This is a genomic window from Comamonas sp. B-9, assembly GCF_000410635.1.
Taxonomy (GTDB): domain Bacteria; phylum Pseudomonadota; class Gammaproteobacteria; order Burkholderiales; family Burkholderiaceae_C; genus Comamonas.
Map to the genome: position 1 here is coordinate 448 of NZ_KE148547.1, position 1,300 is coordinate 1,747.

Below are 1,300 nucleotides of genomic sequence, written 5' to 3' on the forward strand. Positions count from 1 at the left end.
GTGCAGCCATCACTGAAACCGGCCAGGGTGCGCGGCAGCTCCCCCTGCTGGGTTTGGGCGGGGCGCAGCAGCAGCAGCGATTCTTCGTACAGCGGCACCAGGTCCAGCGGCAGCGGCGCATCCACATCCGGGGGCGGCCAGGCGACCAGTGCGGCATCGAGCTGGTGGTCCAGCACCTGCTCCATCAGCTGCAGCGACGCGGCCGTGGACAGCTCCAGTTGCACCTGGGGATGCGTGCGGTGGAAAGCGGCCAGCGGCAGCGGCAGGCGCGCGGCGGCCGTGCTCTCCATCGAGCCCAGGCGCAGCCGCCCGCTGGGCTGCTGGCCGCGCAGGCTTTGCGTGGCCTCTTCGGCCAGGGTCAGCAGCTGGTCGGCATAGCGCTGCAACTGCTGTCCCTCGGGTGTCAGCACCATGCGCCGGGCTTCGCGTACAAAAAGCGCGACGCCCAGCGACTCCTCCAGCTGCTGGATACGGGTGGTGATATTGGACTGGGCGCGGCCCAGCTGCTGCGCAGCACGGGTGATGCTGCCGCTGGCAATGACCTGCTGAAAAATGGCGAGGGTGGCGAGATCCAACACGGCGGTATCTATCTTTTTTGAAGATGTTAATTTAACATGGCATCTCCAAAAAAGATACATAAGCACTAGGTCCGCACCATGCCACCCTCGGTCAGCTCCTCGGTTTCCTCTTCCACCTCCGCCCCCTCACTGCGCTGGGGCCAGCGCCCCTGGTGGGTGGCGGTGGCCGGCATGCTGGCGCTGGCCTCGGCCATGGGCGTGGGGCGCTTTGCCTTTACGCCCTTGATGCCGATGATGCTGCACGACGGCAGCATCGACCTGGCCCAGGGCAGCTGGCTGGCGATGAGCAACTACCTGGGCTACTTTGTCGGCTCGCTGGTCTGCATGGTGCTGCCCTGGGTGGCCCCGGGCCTGATGCAGCGCCTGCACCCCTCGCGCATGGTGCACTGGTGGCTGTTCATCACCGCAGTGCTGACGGCGGCGATGGCGCTGAACTGGCCTGGCGCCTGGGCCAGCCTGCGTTTTGTCTCGGGCGTGGCCAGTGCGGTGGTGTTTCTCAATATCACCTTGTGGTGCATGTCGCAGCTGGCGCATCTGGGGCGGCCGCAAATGGGCGGCCTGCTGTTTTGCGGCCCGGGCATCGGCATTGCGCTCACGGGCCTGGCCACCAGCGCGATGGTGGCGGCCGGCTGGCATGCGGTCGGCGCCTGGTTGGCCTTTGCGCTGCTGGCATTGGTGCTGTGGCTGATGGTGATGACGGTGGTGCGCGGGCCGCTGGCGCC

At 67.1% G+C, this 1,300-nt stretch carries 2 protein-coding genes; one reads left to right on the forward strand and one right to left on the reverse strand.

What is annotated here, in order from left to right; genetic code table 11:
- Positions 1-578, reverse strand: a 578-nt coding sequence (locus tag H928_RS33170) for a LysR family transcriptional regulator (RefSeq protein WP_306729936.1), incomplete at its 3' end; no start/stop codon positions are given.
- 78 nt (positions 579-656) lie between these two features.
- On the opposite strand from H928_RS33170, the gene H928_RS0109520 reads away from it, so the two are divergent.
- Positions 657-1,300, forward strand: a 644-nt coding sequence (locus H928_RS0109520) for a YbfB/YjiJ family MFS transporter (protein WP_043339447.1), incomplete at its 3' end; no start/stop codon positions are given.